At 65.0% G+C, this 17,398-nt stretch carries 18 protein-coding genes and 1 tRNA gene; 14 read left to right on the top strand and 5 right to left on the bottom strand.

The window, feature by feature from the left end; genetic code table 11:
• Window positions 1-79 precede the first annotated feature (79 nt).
• Entirely contained in the window at window positions 80-358 is a 279-nt protein-coding gene (locus ABIE41_RS02090; RefSeq protein WP_192643182.1) for a hypothetical protein, read from the bottom strand.
• Between the two features lie 839 nt (window positions 359-1,197).
• Here ABIE41_RS02090 and ABIE41_RS02085 point away from each other — a divergent pair.
• The 9 genes from ABIE41_RS02085 to ABIE41_RS02045 all read left to right on the top strand — a co-directional run bounded on the left by ABIE41_RS02085 (window position 1,198) and on the right by ABIE41_RS02045 (window position 12,213).
• Window positions 1,198-1,683, top strand: coding sequence for a hypothetical protein (locus ABIE41_RS02085; protein WP_192643181.1), 486 nt, complete (start codon window positions 1,198-1,200; stop codon window positions 1,681-1,683).
• A gap of 279 nt (window positions 1,684-1,962) precedes the next feature.
• The gene (locus ABIE41_RS02080; protein WP_354191658.1) at window positions 1,963-2,751 is read left to right on the top strand and encodes a SprT-like domain-containing protein; all 789 of its coding nucleotides are present in this window, start codon (window positions 1,963-1,965) and stop codon (window positions 2,749-2,751) included.
• 7 nt (window positions 2,752-2,758) lie between these two features.
• A complete protein-coding gene (locus tag ABIE41_RS02075) occupies window positions 2,759-3,970 on the top strand; it encodes a hypothetical protein (RefSeq protein WP_192643180.1) in 1,212 nt (403 codons plus the stop codon).
• 81 nt (window positions 3,971-4,051) lie between these two features.
• On the top strand, window positions 4,052-4,894 hold the full coding sequence (locus ABIE41_RS02070; RefSeq protein WP_192643179.1) for a P-loop NTPase family protein: 843 nt from the start codon (window positions 4,052-4,054) through the stop codon (window positions 4,892-4,894).
• Window positions 4,887-5,270 (top strand): hypothetical protein, encoded by a 384-nt coding sequence (locus ABIE41_RS02065; protein ID WP_192643178.1) that lies wholly within the window; start codon window positions 4,887-4,889, stop codon window positions 5,268-5,270. The genes ABIE41_RS02070 and ABIE41_RS02065 overlap by 8 nt, the downstream gene beginning before the upstream one ends.
• Before the next feature lie 102 nt (window positions 5,271-5,372).
• A complete protein-coding gene (locus tag ABIE41_RS02060) occupies window positions 5,373-7,037 on the top strand; it encodes a type IV secretion system DNA-binding domain-containing protein (protein WP_192643177.1) in 1,665 nt (554 codons plus the stop codon).
• Between the two features lie 193 nt (window positions 7,038-7,230).
• Window positions 7,231-9,867, top strand: a complete 2,637-nt coding sequence (gene mobF / locus ABIE41_RS02055; RefSeq protein ID WP_192643176.1) for a MobF family relaxase — start codon at window positions 7,231-7,233, stop codon at window positions 9,865-9,867.
• Between the two features lie 198 nt (window positions 9,868-10,065).
• A complete protein-coding gene (locus ABIE41_RS02050) occupies window positions 10,066-10,383 on the top strand; it encodes a hypothetical protein (RefSeq protein ID WP_192643175.1) in 318 nt (105 codons plus the stop codon).
• A gap of 162 nt (window positions 10,384-10,545) precedes the next feature.
• Window positions 10,546-12,213, top strand: a complete 1,668-nt coding sequence (locus ABIE41_RS02045; RefSeq protein ID WP_192643174.1) for a recombinase family protein — start codon at window positions 10,546-10,548, stop codon at window positions 12,211-12,213.
• Here ABIE41_RS02045 and ABIE41_RS02040 read toward each other — a convergent pair.
• From ABIE41_RS02040 to ABIE41_RS02030, 3 genes are all read right to left on the bottom strand, one after another.
• Window positions 12,184-12,260, bottom strand: a tRNA-Arg gene (locus ABIE41_RS02040). The genes ABIE41_RS02045 and ABIE41_RS02040 overlap by 30 nt on opposite strands.
• 167 nt (window positions 12,261-12,427) lie before the next feature.
• A complete protein-coding gene (locus ABIE41_RS02035; RefSeq protein ID WP_192643173.1) occupies window positions 12,428-12,844 on the bottom strand; it encodes a hypothetical protein in 417 nt (138 codons plus the stop codon).
• Between the two features lie 122 nt (window positions 12,845-12,966).
• Entirely contained in the window at window positions 12,967-13,638 is a 672-nt protein-coding gene (locus ABIE41_RS02030; RefSeq protein WP_354191653.1) for a class I SAM-dependent methyltransferase, read from the bottom strand.
• Window positions 13,639-13,709: 71 nt separating this feature from the next.
• On the opposite strand from ABIE41_RS02030, the gene ABIE41_RS02025 reads away from it, so the two are divergent.
• From ABIE41_RS02025 to ABIE41_RS02015, 3 genes are all read left to right on the top strand, one after another.
• The gene (locus ABIE41_RS02025) at window positions 13,710-14,612 is read left to right on the top strand and encodes a LysR family transcriptional regulator (RefSeq protein ID WP_192643172.1); all 903 of its coding nucleotides are present in this window, start codon (window positions 13,710-13,712) and stop codon (window positions 14,610-14,612) included.
• 331 nt (window positions 14,613-14,943) lie between these two features.
• Window positions 14,944-15,162, top strand: a complete 219-nt coding sequence (locus ABIE41_RS02020; protein ID WP_192643171.1) for a hypothetical protein — start codon at window positions 14,944-14,946, stop codon at window positions 15,160-15,162.
• Window positions 15,155-15,550: a hypothetical protein gene (locus ABIE41_RS02015; protein WP_192643170.1), complete on the top strand. Its 396-nt coding sequence runs from the start codon at window positions 15,155-15,157 to the stop codon at window positions 15,548-15,550. The genes ABIE41_RS02020 and ABIE41_RS02015 overlap by 8 nt, the downstream gene beginning before the upstream one ends.
• A 225-nt stretch (window positions 15,551-15,775) precedes the next feature.
• Here ABIE41_RS02015 and ABIE41_RS02010 read toward each other — a convergent pair whose 3' ends face one another.
• On the bottom strand, window positions 15,776-16,390 hold the full coding sequence (locus tag ABIE41_RS02010; RefSeq protein WP_210320953.1) for an SOUL family heme-binding protein: 615 nt from the start codon (window positions 16,388-16,390) through the stop codon (window positions 15,776-15,778).
• Window positions 16,391-16,570: 180 nt separating this feature from the next.
• Between ABIE41_RS02010 and ABIE41_RS02005 the strand changes: the two genes are divergently transcribed.
• Window positions 16,571-16,804: a hypothetical protein gene (locus tag ABIE41_RS02005; RefSeq protein WP_192643169.1), complete on the top strand. Its 234-nt coding sequence runs from the start codon at window positions 16,571-16,573 to the stop codon at window positions 16,802-16,804.
• Between the two features lie 33 nt (window positions 16,805-16,837).
• Window positions 16,838-17,383, top strand: coding sequence for a hypothetical protein (locus ABIE41_RS02000; protein WP_192643168.1), 546 nt, complete (start codon window positions 16,838-16,840; stop codon window positions 17,381-17,383).
• Window positions 17,384-17,398: the final 15 nt, after the last annotated feature.

Below are 17,398 nucleotides of genomic sequence, written 5' to 3'. Positions count from 1 at the left end.
TGTCTCGCGAGGAATGACGGCGTAGCCGGCAGGGGAAGAAAGTTTAGACGCCGCTGTTGCGCCTGAGGCGATCGAGGCGTCAGCCGGCCTTCGGCCAGATCAGGCAATTGAAGAGGCCGCTTCGGAGCGCTCGACGGCGGGATCGGGGAGATACGGCCAAGTCTCGGCACGCGTTGGAGAACCGGCTGTGACGTTCACTGGCCGCGCCGTTTGCGCCCCCGGGCCGGGCAAGAGGGATACCCCCCTTCTCGGATTTGCGCAGCACCGCAGTGGTGCCATAGCGTTCGGCATTCGCCAGCACGAGCTTGTCGAAGGGGATGTCGCGCGAGGGCGACAGGGTGATCTTCTTCGCAGCCATCTTGATGATCTCCGCGACGGACGGCCGGGAACCTCTCTCGACCTGAAACCCGTCACGAAGCGCAGCGCCGCCCTCTCACTCCGCCCGGATCGTGTCGCGCGACACGTCCCAGATGAAGACGCCACCACCAATACCGAGGTCCCGCGGTGGAGCCGGATAGAGATATCGGGGGGCGGCAAAGATCTCCAAGGTATTCGGCGACGATAGGCGTACAACGCGCCGACGATGGTTGTATAATAGATTTATTTCCGTTCGATTTAAGGTTGCGTTAACCACTAGGAAATCATGTCATAGTTAGCCCTTGACGCGACCGACGACCCAGATCATTCTTGTCTCGTCTGACCGTGCTTTAGGCAACATCAACTCGAATGCTGGCGTCTTCGACGCTGGGTTCGTGGCGGCGCCGGGAGCCGCATCGCAACCCCGGAACTAACGGCCAACAATGGTCGTCGCGGGCCAGACCAGCGACCGGAAACCAACCCGGTCGTGACTGCACTGTGAGTCGAGAGCCACTGGCACTCGTTTGAGCCCGGCGGGGCTCCATGGCGGCAGCGGAAACCTCCCTAGGGAGGCCGCTATGCCGCGCGCCGATCATCCCTCCGTATCCGTTGCTTTTCCGCCTGCGGCGTTCTGGCCCCGGCTTGCCTTGTCTTTGGCAGGCTGTGCGCTCGGTCGGCCGACCGGGCGCAGGTGCTCGTCCGTTGCAGTCAGTGGGGTGCCGCCGTAGCCGCCCACCCGGATACCTCGGGCATGCGCACGCGGATCTCGCGCCGCAGGCCGCTCAAGCGGCGACGGCTTTGCGGCCGCGAAAATTCCCACCAATGACGGACCGAATCATCATGAACACGAACGTGCAACCCGTGACCGTCAAGGTCACGATCCCCGAAATCGACGAATTCGTGCTTTCCCACCATCAACGCGCGGAAAGCGAGATCGCGCGCATGTCTCCGTCCCGCCGCCGTGGCGCCGAGACAACTCTCCAGTTCTGGCGCCGGCGCCTGACCGCGATCGATCCGAACGGCACGGATGGCTTCGCGTTTAGCGGCGACCAGCTGCAGAAGCGCACGGAAGTGGCGCTGCCCGTCGGCGCGCTGATCGTGGCCCGCGACGCATCCTGGGCGCAGGCGCGTTGGTATGCGGACAGTTTCGTCCGGCCCTATGAGCAGAACGCTCGACTGCTGCGCGTCGGGCCAGACGGGCTCGAAACGCTGATCGAGACGACTGGAAGGAACTGGGCCCGCGACGTCCTCGGCTTTCTCATGACCGCCGAGACCATTCTGCTCGAATCGCATGTCCTAATGCGTTCGAAGCGCTGCGTTGAATGATAGCCTGATGCTCAGCCCCGGCCATATCGGCGGGGGCTGAGCATTGTGCCGCATAGCGCGAGAAAGTCCGCCAAACAGCGTACTTCGCCGCGACGGCAAGAGCGAGCTGCTGGCCATCCGGTCGCCATTGAATATGCGGCGGGCACGTCCGGGGCATAAGGCATGCCGTCTAGAAACTGACGAACCATGTTGCGACGAAGATGGCTTTTTCGAGCGTCGATGGGAACGTCGAGAGTTAATTCCAAAGCTTGGCGGCGTCCACTTTGCCACGATGGTGGCATGACGATCCAACCCGAAAACTACGGCATCACCATCATGGACATCCACAAACCGGAAAATCTGCGGTCCTGCGCGATCCAGCGCGTCTCCGGCGATATGATGACGACCAACAGCGCATCGTACGATGCAAACTCTGGCAACGCGTCCGAGCATGATCCAACAATTCTCGCGTATGGGCATTTCGTTGTTGCGTATCGTTTTTTCAATGATCGGCTCTTCACCGGCTCGCTTCCGAACTGCCTGATCACGATGCAGCGCAAGAAGGGCGCCCGCGGATTTTTTCACGGGAACCGCTTTGGATCGCGCGATCAGGCCGAAATCATTGACGAAATCGCACTCAATCCCGCCATGTTCGCCGCCAGAGACGACCGGGCAATCCTCTCGACGCTCGTCCATGAAATGGTCCACCTCTGGCAGCACCGTTTCGGAACGCCGTCGACGGTCGGCTATCACAACCGCGAATGGGCGGCGAAGATGGGTGAGCTCGGGCTGATCGCCTCGCATACCGGCAAGCCCGGAGGACGACATACGGGGCGTCGGGTCACCCACTTCGTCGAGCCCGGCGGGCTTTTCGATTCCGCCTGCGAAGAGTTGCTGCGATCGGGTGTCTTCGTTGCCTATGTCCAGAGGGGCGGCGATGCGACCGAGGCGATGCGGGCCAAAAAAGCCGCTAGCAAGTCCCGCTACAGCTGCGCTGGCTGCGGGCTGAACGCTTGGGCCAAGCCCGGTGTTCGATTGGCCTGCGGAGACTGCCGCCGGCCGCTCCTTCCTTTGCCCTCCGGAGTCTGAGGTCATCATGGTCAAGCGCAATCAACCGAAAAATACTGCCGATCACGTCGTGAATGAGATCCGAGATCGGCTTGAGCAACTCGGCGCTGTCGGACGCCCGTTCGCAATTTTCGATCCTGACCTTATGGACTCAGCTGGTTGGGCCGAGTTACCCGCGCTCGGGCGTTCGCAGCCGGTAGGAGCAATTCTTGCCGTGGCGGTGCCGGCGGCTGTTGTGCCTGATTTGCTGCCATTTCTTCATCACGATCATCGTCAGGCGTTCATGCAAGGGCGGCCGATCGTGATCAATCCGATCGAGGTGGAGATGCGCGATGAAAATCGAGCGCATCGCCCCCACGACACCGAGCGGCTGAAGAGTGCCAAAACGGCACTGGCGGCCCACACTTTTCGTATCGTGTCCGCTCAAACTGCAATCGAGCTCGCCCGCAGCGCGGAAAAGAACAGGGCCGCAGCTGCTGACGCAGGGAAGCGCGCCAGAGAACGCGTTGAGAATGCTGTCTGGCGGGGCGGGAACGATCCTGACGGGACCGGCAAGATGCGCAGATTTGACGGCTTGATCGATCGTGGGCGTCGACTGGCGCTGACGTTTTTTGGCGTCGAGCGAGCCAATGACGTCACAAAGGCCGAGGAAGGCCGCATCGCCGATCGGATCGGACCTTTTAATGATGACCCTACCGCCTTGGAGGAAACCGCTGCAACACTCGAACGGGAACACGTCGATCAGGTCCGAGATCTTGCCGATCATGAGCTGCGCGCGCAGGCGCATGAAGGCGCTATGGCGCGCTGGTCGGCATCGGTCCGCGCTGGCAGGCCCGTGGAGTTCGCCGATGGTCTCGATGTCACTAATGGCACCGTGACGCGGCAGTCGGCTCCCACACTGATGCGTCTTGCCATCGATGGGAATCTCAATCCCATCGAGGTGAACCGGAATATGGAGACGATGCGCGAAGCTTGCGAGGTTGGGCGGTTGATCGGGCTCTTGAGAAAGGGACAGGCCATCGCACTGACGCGGGGACAGGCGGCGATCCTGATCCAGTCGCTGCAGGTTTTCATCAGCCAGCTTCACGGATCGGGCCGGCCGGAGACCGAGGCCGACGGATGCGATTGGTACCTCGCGGATGCGGCGCTGAATTGCCACGATCTGAGCTTCTGGAACAGGACGATCGCGCGCATCCTCGAGACCGGCGCGACCGAGACGATCGAGCCGATGATTCCGTGAGTTAATTCCAAAGCTCCAACGTTCTACCCCTGCCACGATCCTTTCTGTCGACGTCAGCTTGACCCGACAGAAAGGATCGAAATGACCCGCTCGAAACACGAACTCATCGGCGATACAGCATCGTCGCACCTCACGATCGTCGCAAACGAGAAAGGCGGCCAGGGCAAGAGTCTGGCCGCGCTCGCGATCGCCGATCACGCCTATCTCCACAATTACCCGCTCGGCGTCGCGCAGGTGGATGTGCAGCAGCGGCTCGCTCATGCGTTGGGACGCAACGTCATGACGATCGCGCCCGTCGCGAAGGACGCTCGGCGCGATCCCGCCGCCGAGGCCCGGTCGTTCACGCCGCTCTACACCCTGATCGAAAAGGCGGCGGGACGCGGCGCCAGCGTGCTGATCGACACCGGCGCCAATCAGGCCTTCCGCTTCGCGCATTGGGCCGGCCTGGTCGACCTGGCTGAGGACCTGGCCCACTGGAAGATCACGACCACGCTGATCGTGCCTTACGTGGCCGAAGCCGAGGGCATGCGCCAGGCCGCCCAGACGGCCACCCTGCTGCTCGACCGGATCCCGCAGGCGGAGCTCGTGCTCGTCGAGAACGAGCGGGACGGATCGTTCGACCAGCTCCACCCCGCATCGGACGCTGCCAATGTGCATCTTACGATGCTCACGCCCCTCAAGGAGCGCGCGACGGTTCTGCGGATGCCGGCGATCGAAGCCGGCTCGTGGAGGCCCTTCGAGGCCGCACGGTGCCGCCTCGTTCAGGTGGCGCAGATGCCGGTGGAAAAGGTCATGAGCCTTACGGGCCTGCCGCGGCCCGAGGCGAAGATCGCGCGCGGCGACGTGGCCGGCTGGGCCGCGACGGTTTTCGAGGAACTCGACCGGGTGCTGCCCTGGAGCAAGCGCGGAGGCGGGCATGGCTGAGCGGCGCGAAGACTTCGAGCGGGCAGCCAAGCTCGCATCGACCGAACGGCGGGAGGGGGAACTGGACCTGGTTCAGCGTCTCGCCGACGAATTCCAGCGGGATCCGGCGGTGTTCGATCCGCGCCGGCTGAGCTTTCTCAGCACGCTCGCGTGGGGAGACTTCCTAAAGACCCTCGAGATTTCCCCCGCTGGGGACAAGAGGCCTTTCCTCGGCGGACTGGCCGATACCCTGCAGCCGGATCAATCGCCGGCTTCCGGATGGGCGAGCCTGCGCCGGCCCGAACGGTCGATCTGGCTCACCGGTATCGCCTCCGGCGTCGGCTTCGGAGGTGTCATCCTGCTTTTCGCTTTTCTGCTGAGCCTGACGTTCGGCTGACAGCCGTCCAGCCACCACGGAGACATCACGATGACTACTGGGAACCCTTTTGTCGAAATCCGGTCGTATCGGCCCGCCGTTGTCGGTGCGGCCACAGCGGCCATGATCGTGCTCATCCTTGGACTGCTGCTGTTCGAGATCCGTCCTCCGCAGGTTATCGGAGAATCTGGGGTCGTCGAAATGGACGTGACGCGAGTCGTTCGGCTCATCGGGTCTTTGCTCACCGCCGACGGCTGCCTTTTATACGTATCCGATTGGATGGGGCTGGAATGCCGGCCGGGCAGGAGCGTCCATAGGATTGGCCTGATCTTGCAGTCGCAGCACGCGCGGTTTCAGCTGAGCACGGTCGCGGCAGCGGTGCTATGCGCCGCTGCGCTCAGCTTCCTGACAATAGCGTCGGCGACGCCGAAGCGGGATCAGACGAAAACCCTAAAGGGTCAGCGACCGGTCTTCGACGCCGACGCCCGCGCATCGTTGCGCAGGTTTATCGCCAAAACGGGCCGCGCACTCAAGCATAACCTCTGGCTGGTACCGCATGTCCAGCTGACGCAGTCCGTCGAGGGCTACAATGTCATGGCACTGGGGACGCAAGGGGCGGGCAAATCGGCAACGCTGCGCGCGCTGATCGAGCAACTCATCGCTCGAGGCGATAATGTCCTCATCCACGATATAAAGGGCGATCTGACGGCCGGGCTTCCCTTCGACGATTTCATCCTCGTGGCTCCCCATGACGCCCGATCGTGGGTCCACGACATCGCCGAGGATATCCAGAACCTGCAGCATGCGAGAGAATTCGCAGCCCATGCCGTCGCGAGATCCGAGAGCGAAGCGATGTGGGGCGACGGCTCGCGCGCGGTTTGGGCAGATCTGGTGATGGCGCTGCGGACCGACACGCACGGCCGCTGGGGCTGGCTCGAGCTCAGGGATGCGCTGCTGGCGCCCGGCGCCACCATCAAGGCCGTTCTCGACCGCCACGGTGCGGCGAGTGCGAGCCGCCTGATTTTCGGGAGCGAGGATCCTGAAGAGAATCGCACGACCATGTCGATCCTGATCACGCTGTGGATCGCGGCGTTGACCGTCGTGCATCCGCTGGCCGAGGCGTGGGCCGCTGCGCCTGCGGACCGCAGGTTCAGCCTGCGGCGATGGCTCGATGGCGACCGTCATCTGCCGCGTGTGCTCGTTTTGCAGAAATCCAGCGAATTCCCGGAGCTGACCGAACAGCTCAATGCATTCCTGATCGACCGCTTGGTCGGGCTGTCATTGCGTCCTGGACGAGAGCGCAATCCTACGACGAAACTCGCGCTCTGCCTCGACGAGCTTCCCGAATGCGGCAGGCTGCGCCGGCTTCCGAACCTGCTGAATGTCGGTCGAGAATTCGGCGTCGTGACGATCGCCGCAGTCCAGGACATCGCGCATCTCATCGAACTCTATGGCGAGAATCTGAGTCAGGTTCTACTCGCGCGGTTCCGCATCAAGCTCGTGCACCAACTCGATTCCGGTGACACCGCCGACCGCGTCACAGGCTGGCTGAAGGAACGCACGATCGAATTTGATGGACCCGAAAGACGCGACAAGGTTCGCGAAACTGCTCCCGTCCTCGATGAAGATCGCTTGGGGACCGAACTCGGCGTGCGGATGGAGAAAGGACAGCCCATCGTCCGGGCGATGATCCTCGGTTTGGGCAACCCGGCGATCCTCGATATTCCAGCGACCGGATGGCCCGATCGCCGCCCTGGCCATGAGCCCGCGCCTTGGGTCAACCCGTAACAGACGCGCCACCCGATGGATCAAGACGATCGTGGCGGTGTCGGATCGGGACGTTGTCATTCACGACCTTGCCACGACGTCACCTGAGATGACGTCGTGGCAGATGCTCCGCGCCGCGTTCTTGCGAGTTAATCCCAAAGCAGGACGGCGCGCCGTCGGCTAACTGAGAGGCCTCCTTTGATCGGAGGCCATTTTGGTCGCAACCTGGAATCCTGCTGCTGCCAGCTCCTATTACGTCCGCGGTGCCGAGTACTATCTCGGCACCGTCGAGCCGGCCGGCCGTTGGTATGCGCCCGCCGGTGACTTCGGGCTGAAGGACGGCGCCGAGGTCGAGCGCGTCGCGTTCGAGCGTCTCTACGCCGGTTTCGGTGTCGATGGCCAAACCCTGTTGTCGCAGTGCGGCCGGGCCGATCGCGTGCCGGCTTTCGACATCACTTTCAGTACGCCGCGCTCCGTTGCGCTGGTCTGGGCTTTCGCTGGGCCAGATCTCAAAGCCGCCATCGAAGCCGCGCAGGAACGCGCGGTTCGCGCCGCTCTCGGTCTCGTGGAACGCGAGGCGATCTGGGCCCGCCGCGGCAAGGGCGGCCTGATCCTCGAGCCCGTCGCACTCTCGGCTGCCTTGTTCCAGCACGGCGAAAGCCGCCCGGCTGAACACGCCGATGGACGCGTCTTCAGCGATCCGAATCTGCACACCCATGCCGTCGTCCTCAATCTCGCCACGCGCGCGGACGGGACCATCGGAGCCACCCATTCCAAAATTCTGCGGGATTGGAAAATGGCGGCCGGTGGCCAATTGCATGCCGCGCTCGCGCATGAGCTGGAAGCGCTTGGCTTCGCCATCGACCGTATCGGGTACAACGGCACCTTCGAAATCGCTGGCGTCCCCGATGAGCTGATCCGGTATTTCAGCGCGCGCCGGAAAGAAATCGAAGACGAGCTCGCCGAGCACCAGACGACCAGCCGTTCGGCCGCCGCGCTCGCCTCCGCGATCGCCAGGGCGACGCGCGAGGCGAAGAGCGAGCCCGGCATGCTCTCGCGCGAAGAGTTCTGGGCCGAGGCCGCTGCCGCCCAAGGCGTCATCGTCGAGTCGTTTGCCGAAAACCTTCGCAAGCAGGGCCGCCAGCCCGAATTTGAGCTCGGAGACCAGCTGCTGGCAGAGCGGCTCGCGGCCCTTCCCCGCGAGCTGACCGAAACCCGCAGCGTCTTCGAGCGGCGAGACCTCTTCCGCGCGGTGGCGGCCGCACTCGTCGGCACCGGACTTCCGGCCGAGCGCGTGCGCCCCGAGGTCGAGCGTCTGCTGCATGACGGCGCGATCGTCGAGATCGGTCGCGATGCGATCGGATTTTCCCAATACTCGACCCCGGAGATGGTCGCGATCGAGCAGCAGATCGTCGCGATCGCGCGCGACCTCGCCGCCCATACCGGCAGGGGCATCGGGCGGGACGCTTTGATCTTACGATGCAACGCTGCAGGCCTCAGCCCCGAACAGCAAGCTGCCGCGATCGCGGCGACAAGCACTCAGTCGATCGCGATGATCGAGGGGGCGCCGGGAAGCGGAAAGACCACGACGCTCGCGCCGGTGGTGGCCGCCTATCAGGAAGCGGGCTACCGGGTCCTTGGCGCGGCCTCCGCCTGGCGCATCGCGCGCATGCTGCAGGACGACCTCGGCATCGAGGCGCGCGCAACCGCAAGCTGGATCGAAAAAGGCCGTCGAGGACACCAGCTTCTCGACCGGAAAACGGTGCTCATCGTCGATGAAGCTGGCTTGCTCTCCTCGCGCGACATGCATGCGATCCTGTCAGAGGTTCAGAAGGCTCAGGCCAAGCTCATCCTCGTCGGCGACCGCGGCCAGCTTCAGGCGATCGGCGCCGGATCCGGCCTCGATCTCGTCAGCCGCGCCGTCGAAGCCGGCCGCGTCGAGACGATCGTGCGCCAGCACGACGCTTGGGCCAGGGACGCGGTGCGGAATTTCGGCGCCGGCGAGGCCAGCCGCGCGCTCGAGGCCTTCGCCGAGCGGGGACTGCTCGTCGAGACGAAAGGCGCGAAGGCCGCGATCACGGCTATCGCCGACGAGTGGGAGGCCGCGCAGGAGGACGGTGCCAACGCGACGACCCTGCTTCTGGCCAAGACCAATGCGCAGGTCGCGGCGATCTCGCGCGAGGTTCGCAGCCGACTCAAGCGAAAGGGGCTGATCCACGGCCCCGAGATCGAGGTCTCGGCGGTCACGCCGTCCGGTCACGCGAATCAGCTCACGCTCGCGATCGGGGACAGCATCCGGTTCCTCGTCCGCAACGACGAGCTCGGCGTCATCAACGGCTCGACCGGCACTGTCACCTCGGTAAGCGAGTGCAAAGATCTGACCGCGCCGAGTGGGCGCAGAGTGCAGATCAAGGCCGTCACAGGCGACCGCACCGTTACTTTTGATCCGGCTGCGCTGGCCGACGACAAGGGCCGCGCCCGGATCGGCTGGGCGTATGCAAATTCGATCTACGGGAGTCAGGGCCTGACCGTCGATCGGGCATTCGTCCTCCTCGATCCCGCGTTCGATCGTCATGACATCTATGTCGCGGCCAGCCGGGCGCGAGAAAAGACGTCTCTGGTCCTCGACACTAGCGCGATCGATCGCCGTGTCCTCGCGGAACGGCCTCTTGATCGACAGGTGACCGACGTCGAGCTCTCGGCGCGGGAGCGCCGAGCCTGGCTTGGTCAGCGCCTATCGCGGTCCAACCTCAAGCTCTCGACTGTAGCCGTGATCGAAGCCGGCCGCGAACAGGCGAGAAGTCAGATCCATCTCGCATCCCGATCTCGTGAGCGCGGCCATGGGCTCTGAGCGCGAGACGGAGCCGATCGTCGTCGACGATTGGCCTGAACGGGTGCCTGTCACGCAGGCCGAGCTCAACGTGATCGAGACCCGCCTCGGTCACCTTCTCGACGACATCCTAACTCCGTACAGCAAACAGCGCCGTCGAGAGCCCACTCCCGATGACCCGCCCAACCCTTTTCCCAGTCCAACCGAAAGGACGTCGCCATGAATGATCAGCAGCACTCGAAACGCCTCGTGGATCTGGCGAACGCGAACTCTGACCTGATCCTGCGCAGCAAAAGCCATGCCGCCGCCCTGGCGGAGATCATCGGCGAGAACGATATCGTTTGGGGCGTCTGGCAGGATGAGGGCTGCCCAAACGGCGTCGACAGCATGATCATCAAGGGCCGCGGCCGGCTGATGCTGATCGGTCAGTCCATGCACGCCGTGGCGGTCAAGATGACCGCAGTGCCCTGCAGGGAGTTCGCCGAAGCCGAAGCCATGTGTCAGGTTTTCGGCGACGGCCGCGCGAAGCGCGGCTGATCCCACCGCGCGGTAACGCCTGCTCCGGACCAATATCTGGACGGGCGCGCTGCTGTCGGGGCCGCGCATTCAGGACTTGCCATCTGTCGATGAACGCAAACAACTAATTGATTTTTTGGCGTAATGTGCTTTGATATGGGCGTCTCTGAGTGGTGATTTGTGATGAACATGTATCTGCGCAAGATGACGTACAGCCCAGTCTCGGAAGACCGGCCTGTCCGGGCGTGCGGATACTTTCGGGTGTCAACCGGGCGGCAAGCCGAGTCTGATCTGTCGATACCAGATCAGAGGAACACAATCCTACAATTTTGTGCTGGCAAGGGTTGGAATCTCGTCGCTGAATATGTCGAGCCCGGCGCTTCGGCGACCGACGATGCCAGGCCGGAATTCCAGAAGATGATCGAACGCGCCACCGACGACGATCGACCCTTCGACATCGTGCTGGTACATTCGTTCAGTCGCTTCTTTCGCGATTCCTTCGGCCTGGAGATGTATATCCGCAAGCTCGCGAAGGCGGGCGTGCGACTCGTTTCTATCACCCAAGAACTGGGCGACGATCCGGCGCAGGTGATGATGCGCCAGGTGATCGCCCTTTTTGACGAATACCAGAGCCGGGAGAACGCAAAGCACGTTCTGCGCGCAATGAAGGAAAACGCACGTCAGGGTTTCTACAACGGTTCGCCGGTTCCGCTCGGCTACACCACCGCCGAAGTCGAGAAGCGTGGCAACCGAGCCAAGAAGAAACTCGTTGTAGATCCGGTCGAAGCGGAGACCGTGCGGCAGATCTTCAAGCTCTATCGTTCGGGTGATGGGACCGGCGGACCGCTTGGCATCAAGCAGGTCACCTGCTGGCTGAACGAGCGAGGCTACCGGACCCGCAAGGGGGCCCGTTTCGGCGTCGCGACCGTGCATGGAATCCTGATCAACACCGTCTATATCGGCCAGTGGATCTTCAATAAGCGCGAGGCCAAGACCCTCACCGAGAAGCCGGCGAGCGAGCACATCGTCGTCGAGGTGCCGACCATCATCCCGCGCGACGAATTCGATGCCGTGCAGGCGCGGATGAAGGTCAACGCCCCGATGACCACGCCGCCGCGCGTCGTCACTGGCCCGATCCTGTTGACCGGCCTCGCGAAATGCGCGACCTGCTCGGGCGCGATGACGCTGCGGACCGGCACCTCGAAGTCGGGGCAGGTCCACCGTTATTACTCATGCTCCGTTCACGGCCGGATGGGTAAGAGCGCTTGCAAAGGAAGAGCCATCCGGATGGACCGGCTCGACACGCTCGTCACAGACCATCTCGTCGATCACTTGTTCCAGCCCGATCGGCTCACGGTCATGCTCACTGGGTTGGCGGCAGGGCGCGCCGAGCGCGCGCTGGAGGTCGACACCCGGATCACGACCCTCCAGACCGAGGCAAGCCAAGCCGAAGACCGGTTGAAGCGCCTCTACAAGATGGTCGAGGATGGCGTGACCGATCTCGACGACCTGCTGAAGGAGCGCATTGCCGCCCTCAAACTTGAGCGCGATCGCGCGAACGTCGCGCTTGAGCGGATCAAAGCGCAAGCCACTCCGCCAACCGCCCTCGAGCCGGAAGCTATCGAGCGGTTCGGTCGCCTCATGCGTGAGAACGTCACCGCCGGCGACATCCCGTTCCGCAAGGCGTACATCCAGTCTGTCGTGGATCGCGTCGAAGTCGATGACGACATCGTCCGCATCATCGGGGATAAGGCCACCCTCGAACAGGCCATAGCCGGCAGCGCCACCCGCAATCTAGGTGTTCGCAGTTTTGAACGGAAGTGGCGCGCCCGACACGATTCGAACGTGTGACCTTTGCCTTCGGAGGGCAACGCTCTATCCAGCTGAGCTACGGGCGCAATCCGTGGATGGTGGATAGCCGATCGCGCGGCGCGGGGCAACGAGGGAATTGAGACGCAGCCAGTGGCCGTTCAGGCAAGGGGCACGCGGTCGAATCGTGTCGGGCGCACCGCGGCTTTGCCATGCGGATGAACGGACGCACCACGCGGGGCGGGGACGGACGGCGTCAGTCCCGCGTCGCTGAGACGACCCTGCAAAGATAGCCGCGGACGGTCGCAGCATCGGCGATTTGGCCCGCCTGGATCATGAAGACCGCATCCACCCGCGTGCCCTTGCCCGCCTTGCGGGCCGAAACGCGAAGGGTCTCGGGACGGCCGGACCCGGAGGTTTCCTGAAAAGCCGTCAGCGCCCCTGCCGACCGATCGACGCTGACGCGGATGAAACCCTCGGCCAGCATCGCGCTCCGCAGATTGTTGATCGCCCTGTCCCTGTCGACGCCTGCGAAGGTCTGCGAGGTCCGGAAATTCAGGGCCGTGAGCATCGGCGTGCCCTCGACGCGGAAGTTGCCTTCGCAGGTCTGGGCCAGGATGGGCGTGGCGACCAGGGACATGATCAGCGTCGTCACCGACAGCATGGTCTTCATCGGGGTTGCTCCTCGTCGGTCGTCATCAACAGGGTTCGACATCACGCGGCGTCCGAGGGCGCAGCCCGCCTGCCTTGAGCGACAGGCGAAAGCGGGAACGCCGGGGCCAGCGGAGGGGGCGCTCATGGGGCCGCCTTCCGTGCCGCAATGAACACGCGAAAATCGGTGCGGACGGACCCATGGCGCGCTTGATCGATGATCGAGAAGCCACTCGCGGTCAGTTCGCTCGCCAGTTCATCCGCGGTGAAGAACGACAGCGACGGCGCCTTGCCGATAAGCCTCATCAGAGGAATGGCGAGGCGGATGACGGCGCTCATCTCGGACAGACAGGGCGTCTTGGTGATGAACAGGCCGCCCGGCTTCAAAGCCCGCTCGACGGACTGAAAACAGCGCGGCCGGTTTTTGATCAGGTGCAGGAGGTTGAAGGCCAGCACCGCGTCGAACGATTGGTCCGGCCAGGCCAGGCTGCGCCCGTCCGTGACCATGAACGTCGCGTTCGGGCACGCCGCCGCCGCCCTGCGCTCATTGGCGATGCCAATCATCTCGCTCGAGACGTCCGTTCCGGTGATATGGCCGATCGAGGGCGCGAGCCTCAGGGCCGTTTGGCCGGTCCCGCAGCCGAGTTCCAGAACCCGATCCGCAGCGCCGACGAGATCCCTCGTCGAGGCCAGGCTGCGCTCATATCCGGCGAGATCCTTGATCGCGTGACGGGCATAGGCCCGTGCCGTCCGGTTCCAGAACCGGGCATCAACAGCGTCTTCGGACTCGCCTGGGGTCGGCATGGTGGGCTCCATCGGTCCCCCTCATCGCATATGTCGCGATATTTGGATTTGTTTGATTGTGAAGATCCGATATTCATCAGTGCATGAGTGGCATCGATTGGAATCTGGTGCGGGCGTTCCGTGCGACGGCCGAGGCCGGGTCCCTGTCCGCGGCATCGCGCAAGCTGGGTTTGAGCCAGCCGACCTTGTCGCGGCAGGTCGCCGCCCTCGAGGAGCAACTCGCCGTCACCCTGTTCGAGCGGGTCGGCAAAAGGCTGGTCCTGACGGCTGGCGGGGCAGGCATGCTGGAGCATGCCCGGCAGATGGCCGCCGCGGCGGAGGCGCTCGCGCTGAGCGCCGCCGGCCAGGCATCGGACCTGTCGGGCCGCGTCAGCCTGTCGGTCACGGATGCGGTCGCGACGCATGTGATGCCCGGCATCGTCGAGCGCCTGCGCAGGGAGGTGCCGCAGGTCACCATCGTCGTCATCGCGACCGATGCGCTCAGCGATCTCAGGCGACGCGAGGCCGATATCGCCATCCGCCATGTCCGCCCCACCGAGCCCGAACTGATCGGGCGCCTGATCGGAGACCTGGCCGCGCGCCTGTATGCCTCCGACGGCTGGATCGAGCGGCATGGCCTGCCGCGTGCCGCATCAGACCTCAGCGACGCGACGTTCCTGGCCTTCGATCCGGTCGAGCGCTTCGTCGAGCATCTGGAGCTTCACGGCTTCCGGTTTGCACCGGAGCAGTGCCCCGTCGTCTCAAACAGCGCATCGGCGCTCTGGGAGATGACGCGAAGGGGGATCGGCGTCGGCGTCGTCCTCGATATTGCAGCGGCGCGCATGCCGGGGCTGAAGGCGATACTGCCAGAACTGGTGAGCATCCCGGTACCGGTCTGGCTGGTGACACACCGCGAACTGCAGACCAGCCGCCGCATCCGTTTGGTCTATGACGTGGTCGCCGACGAACTGCGCCGCCTGGTCCTGACAGGGGCCGATCCGGGCTAGCAGGAAGAGGCGGAGGGCCTCACCGCCTTCTATTTCCTGGCGACGCAAGACTGACGGCGGTCCCGGATTCGGCAAGGGAAGCGCCACCCTTCCGATCGCCGGTCCTTACTTGCATTCCGTCAATTCGCCACCTGTGACGCGATGCGTCTGGCATTGCGCCGCTTGGCGCCCACAGGAGGCCGCCAAGGTCGCCACAGCAGGACAACGCCGACGGTGACGGGCCATGTCGGCCGTGAGGTCATGAGCCGCTTTCGCAGGCGCTCATAGGCGTCGGCCAGGGTCGATTGCAAACCGTTAACGGCCATCGTAGCGATGGTCCATGAAACGCGCTTTGATCGGCATCGGCGGCGCCCTGATCCTGTTGACCTTGATCGCGTGGTATCTGCTCAGCGGCTTCGGCTGCGAGATGAACACGGCCGGCTGCCGGACCGTCAGACTGGACCTGTCGCGCGATGCGCTGCGTCTGTTCCTGCCGCCTCTGGCGATCGGAATCGTCCTGGTCGGCCTTGGCCTGCGCAGGAAGCCTCGCCGTCACGAGCCCGATGCCTAGGCGCTCGGCGCGAGCCGCACTGGCCGGCCTCGTCGGGCTCTGCGCCGCGGGCACGGGGCTGAGCGCCCAGCCGCTGCCGGACAGGATTACAGGCACCTGGGCGCTGGAGCCCTCAGACTGCTTGGACGAAGGCGCAACCGATTTCAGGATCGAGATCACAGCGACGGATGTCGTCTTCGCCGCCTCGCACTGGTCGTCGCCGGACTGGAGACCGCTGAACCAGGGCTGGCGTGCCTTGGCGCGGGTCGACGAGGGCGGAGCCGGTCGCCTGAAAGGCCGCCACGCGATCACCCTGCGGCTGGGCTACGACGGCCGGCTGACGATTAGCCGCCAGGGCGAGGCCGACGTCGCCTATCGCCGCTGCCCACCAGTGCCCCGGACGCGCTGACGATCCATTGTTGCCGGGTCGCAGTCGGCACGACCGGACGCCATCGCGACCTTGCCGCAGGCGCGACGGGAGCCTGTTGCAGCCCCCCTCAGCCCTCATCCTGAGGAGCGGGCGAAGCCCGCGTCTCGAAGGATGCTCCAGATGGTTCGCGGGCCTCCTGAAGCATCCTTCGAGACGCCGCTGCGCGGCTCCTCAGGATGAGGGCCGGTGTTGCCGAGCTGCGCCCTACCGCCCCGCCACCTCGAAGAGCACCTCGTTTCGCCGCAGCGGGCCGGGCGTCCAGGGGTCGTTGTAATAGGCGTAGGTCGCCGCGCCCTGGATCGGCATCCCGGCTTTCGCCAGCCAGGCCCGCAGGGCGGCCTCGTTCTGCGCGATGAGCGCATCGGTCGCGACGCCGGAGAAGCGGATGGCGGCGCGGCGCGTGGCCGGGAGTTCCAGCAGGCGCACATCCTCGCCCGCAGCCTTCGGCAGGGTCTCGAGCGTGTATTTGGAGGGCATCACGAAGCGGATCAGCCAGCTCTGGTCGGCGGCGGCGGCTGGCGTCTGCGTGACCGGGGCGGTCATGCTGACGGTCTCGCCCTCGCGGCTCTTGGCGAAGATGTACCCGGCGAGCGGCGAGAACCCGGCGCGTACCGCGGCCTGCCGGTCGCCCCGTCGCGTCACCTCCGCCACGACGAGCGCGGGATAATCGCGGATCTCGATGGCGCCGTCCTGCCTGACCGAGGCGTATTTCGGCTGCTCGATGGTGCTCATCACATAGATCCAGATCCCCACCGCGATCGCCGCGAGCCCGACGACGAGCCCCAGACCGGTCAGCGCCAGCATCTTGAACGTCCACATGGCCTGGTCCGCATCGCTGGCGTGGCGCCGCCGGTCGGCGAAGCTTTCATCCCGGCAGCCTAGCACGGGCGCCGCCCGGCGGGCGCCCGTCATGACGTCGCGTGCGAGCCGGCACGGCCGGGCTTGCCTCTGAGCGGCGGCGCGGACATCCTGCCGGCGACGCGGGCGGGAGACGGTGCTATGGCGACGAGCGATGCGGACAAGGCCCGGCTGGCGCTGGACGTCTTCGCCCATTTCGAGACCGAGCCCGGCGAGTTGCTGGCGGCCGGCAACCTGCTCTCGATCGCGGCGATGAATGGCTGGGAGACCACGGCGGTCGTGGCGAGCTACGAGCACGGCAAGGCGCTCGGCTGGTTCGAGGACGGGCCCAACGGCACGGTCACGATCACGCCGGCCGGCCGCGCGCAGATCTGAGCCGCGCCGCGCCGGGCGACGACAGCCAGCACCATGCCGAAACTCGAGGCCATTCCCCCTGCGATCCGGCGGGCTGCCTGCGCCTTTCACGAGGCCGGGCACATCGTCGTCGGCTGGCATCACCGCCGCGCCATCACCCATGCTTGGCTCCGGCCGCCGCAGGGCGTCTCCGGCGAAACCTGCTTCGAGCCCTATCGCCGCGGCTTCCAGGTCGATCGCGCCGGCGATCTGCGCCGTGCGGAGATCGAGATCACGATCCTCAGCGCCGGCCAATGCGGCGAGATGGTCTACTGGGACGGGGCCGAGGGGCTGAAATGGTATCCCGGCGAACTGCGCTCGCATGGGGACGATCTCGACCAGATGCAGCCCTTCATCGCGCTGCTGCAGCCGCCCGATGCCGGCCTGCTGCGCGCCCGCTGCGCCCGCGCGGCCACCGCCATCCTCTACCGGCCGGCGATGCGCACGGCCCATGAGGGGATCGCGCGCCGGCTCGCCGCAGCCGGCCGCATCGGCGCCGACGAGGTCGAGGCCCTGATGGCCGAGGCCGGCGCGCAGCGGCCCCCGCTGCCGGAGCGCTAGAGTGTGCCGCCGGCG

The sequence above is a fragment of the Bosea sp. OAE506 genome (genome assembly GCF_040546595.1).
Lineage (GTDB): Bacteria > Pseudomonadota > Alphaproteobacteria > Rhizobiales > Beijerinckiaceae > Allobosea.
Note: the sequence above shows the minus strand (reverse complement) of the source record. Positions and strands in the feature narration are given on the sequence as shown.